This window comes from Bradyrhizobium sp., assembly GCF_017881085.1.
GTDB lineage: Bacteria > Pseudomonadota > Alphaproteobacteria > Rhizobiales > Xanthobacteraceae > Bradyrhizobium.
In genome coordinates, this window is the sequence record NZ_JADGRI010000435.1 from 1 (window position 1) to 3,552 (window position 3,552).

Consider the following 3,552-nt stretch of genomic DNA (forward strand, 5'->3'; position numbering starts at 1 on the left):
TCCAGCGGCTCGGCGTGCAGCACGCGGGCGCGGACATCCTCGCCCTGCAGCTCGGCGCCCAACTGCAGCAGCACCGCAGCCCCCGGCTCCAGCACGTCGCGATATTGCGCGAGCCCTTCGGAAAACAGCACGGCTTCGAAATGGCCGGTCGGATCGGACAGGCCCATGATGCCCATCTTGTTGCCGGTCTTGGTACGCCGCTCCATGCGCGACACCACGGTGGCGGCGACCTTGCCGGCGGTGGCGCCGGTTTTCACCGCGCGGGAGAATTCCGCCCAGGACTGAACCCGCAGCCGCTTCAGCACGGCGGCGTAGTCGTCGAGCGGATGGCCGGACAGGAAAAACCCGATGGCGTCGTATTCGCGCCGCAGCCGTTCCGCCGGCAGCCAGGGCTCGACCTGCGGCAGCATGATGGTCGGAGCATCCGCGGCGCCGCCAAACATGTCGTTCTGCCCCATGGTCGCAGCCTCGTGGCTGCGCTGGCAGGCCGCCAGGATCGACTCGGCGCCGGCAAACACCCGCGCACGGTTGGAATCCAGACAGTCGAAGGCGCCGGCCGCGGCAAGGCTCTCGATGACGCGCTTGTTGATCGCGCGCGGATTGACGCGCGCCGCGAAGTCGGCGAGCGAGGTGAACGCGCCGTCCTTGCGCGCTTCGACGATCAGTTCGACCGCCTGCTGGCCGACGCCCTTCAGCGCCGCCAGCGCGTAAAAGATGGTGCCGTCGGCTACCTCGAAGGTGGGGCCGGAGCGGTTGACCGAGGGCGCTTCGACCTTGATACCGAGCCGCTGCGCCTCGGCGCGGAATTCCGAGAGCTTGTCGGTATTGTTGAGGTCGAGCGTCATCGACGCCGCAATGAACTCGACCGGGTAATGCGCCTTCATATAGGCGGTGTGGTACGACACCAGCGCGTAGGCGGCGGCGTGGCTCTTGTTGAAGCCGTAATCGGCAAACTTCGCCAGCAGTTCGAAGATGGTTTCGGCCTGCCCTTTCGGCACGTTATTCTTTACCGCGCCGGCAACGAAGATCGCGCGCTGCTTTTCCATCTCCGAACGGATCTTCTTGCCCATCGCACGGCGCAACAGGTCGGCGTCGCCGAGCGAATAGCCGGCCATCACCTGGGCGATCTGCATCACCTGTTCCTGGTAGATAATGACGCCGAAGGTCTCCTTCAGGATCGACTCGAGTATGGGATGAAGATATTCCGGCTCCTCGTCACCGTGCTTGCGGGCGCAATAGGTCGGAATGTTCGCCATCGGGCCCGGCCGATACAGCGCCACCAGCGCGATGATGTCCTCGAAGCGGTCGGGCCGCATGTCGACCAGCGCGCGCCGCATGCCCTGACTTTCCACCTGGAACACGCCGACCACGTCGCCCCTGGCCAGCATCTGATAGCTGGCGGCATCGTCGATCGGCAGCGTCGCCAGATCGACGCTGACACCGCGCTGCTTGAGCAGCTTGACCGCGACATCGAGCACGGTCAGCGTCTTGAGGCCGAGGAAGTCGAATTTGACGAGGCCCGCGGGCTCGACCCATTTCATGTTGAACTGGGTCACCGGCATGTCGGACTTGGGATCGCGATAGAGCGGCACCAGTTCGCTCAGGGGCCGGTCACCTATCACGATGCCGGCGGCGTGGGTGGAGGCGTGCCGGGTCAGGCCTTCGAGACGCTGGGCGATGTCGAAGGCGCGCGCCACCACCGGATCCTCATCGCGGAACGCCTGCAGCTTCGGCTCGCTGGCGATCGCAGCCGCCAGCGTCACGGGGGCCGCGGGATTTTGCGGCACCAGTTTTGTCAGCTTGTCGACCTGACCGTAGGGCATCTGCAGCACGCGCCCGACATCGCGCAGCACGCCGCGCGCCTGCAGCGTACCGAAGGTGATGATCTGCGCCACCTGGTCCCGGCCGTAGCGCTGCTGCACATAGTCGATCACCTCGCCGCGCCGGTCCTGGCAGAAGTCGATGTCGAAGTCTGGCATCGAGACACGTTCCGGATTGAGGAAGCGCTCGAACAAGAGGCCAAAGCGGATCGGATCGAGATCGGTGATGGTCAGCGCGTAGGCGACCAGGGAGCCCGCGCCGGAGCCGCGGCCCGGTCCGACCGGAATGCCCTGCGCCTTCGCCCATTTGATGAAGTCGGCGACGATCAGGAAGTAGCCCGGATACTGCATGCGGGTGATGACATCGAGCTCGAAGGCCAGGCGCGCGCGGTAGTCTTCCTCGGTGGTGCCCTGCGAAACGCCGTGAACCCTGAGCCGGTTGGTCAACCCCTCCTCGGCTTGCCGGCGCAACTCCGCCGCTTCTTCGCTGACGGCGTCCGCACTGTTGGCGGTCGCGCCGACCGTGAAGCGGGGCAGGATCGGCTTGCGGGTGAGCGGGCGGAACGAGCAGCGCTCGGCGATCTCGACAGTGGACGCCAGCGCCTCCGGCACGTCGGCGAACAGCACCGCCATTTCGGCGCGGCTCTTGAAGCGGTGGTCCGGGGTCAGCTGATCGCGTTCGGTCTCGGCGATCAGGCGCCCGCCGGCGATGCACAGCAGCGCGTCATGGGCTTCGTAATCGTCTGACGTGGCGAAATAGGGCTCATTGGTCGCCACCAGCGGCAGGCCCTTGGTGTAGGCGAGATCAATCAGACCGGCCTCGACGCGGCGTTCCTTCTCGATGCCATGGCGCTGCAGTTCGACATACAGCCGGTCACCGAACAGGCTCGCCAGCCGATCGCAGCGCGATGCGGCTAGGCCGGCATGATCGCCGGCGATCGCCAGCGAAATCGGCCCGTCCGGGCCGCCGGTCAGCGCGATCACATCCTCGGCACAGCCCTCGAGCCATTCAAACTTGATATGCGGGGCCTGGTGAACCGGCGTTTCCAGGAAGGCGCGGGAATTGAGCCGCATCAGGCTGCGATAGCCGCGCTCGCGCGCCGCCAGCAGCACGATTCGCGTCGGTGCCGCCGCCAGGGCGTTGCGCGCGTTGGGGTCCTGGTCGCCGAAATCGACCGCGAGTTCCAGGCCGATGATCGGCTGGATGCCGTAGCCGGCCATCTTGTCGGAGAATTCCAGCGCCCCGAACATGTTGTCGGTGTCGGTCAGCGCAAGCGCCGGCTGGCGGTCGGCTTTCGCCAGTTCGCCGAGCTTGGCGATCTTGATCGAGCCCTTCAGCAGCGAATAGGCCGAATGGACGTGGAGATGGACAAATCCGGCATTGGACATGGCTGCCGCAGGTTTTGGGGTCATGAACTCGGTCGATCGGCTTGAGGGGACGCGAAGCCGCCGGTGCGGCCGACTCGCCCCTCAATGGTGGTGCCTTGGAGGGACGGAGTCCACGTGGAACGCACCATTTGCGTCCGCCGTCCGGCTTTTCCCCAACTGCCCGCGCGCCCAAACCCGACCAGAGCCCGATGTCAGAGCTGTGGAATAAGCTGCGCCCAGACCGCGATCATCCCGACAAACAGCGCGATCGACGCCAGCGCGGCCGCTTCCTCGACAAAAATCTTCAACATGCCCGCCTCCTGATCTGTGAACATATGAAGAACATTGTTCCCATTTTGTTCTT

Annotated in this window: 1 protein-coding gene; it reads right to left on the reverse strand. The window is 65.5% G+C overall.

The genetic code is table 11. From position 1 onward, the window contains the following. Positions 1 to 3,209: DNA polymerase III subunit alpha (dnaE, locus tag QZ213_RS26115; protein ID WP_291688947.1), on the reverse strand; the 3,209-nt coding region annotated here is incomplete at its 3' end. Between the last annotated feature and the right edge of the window lie 343 nt (positions 3,210 to 3,552).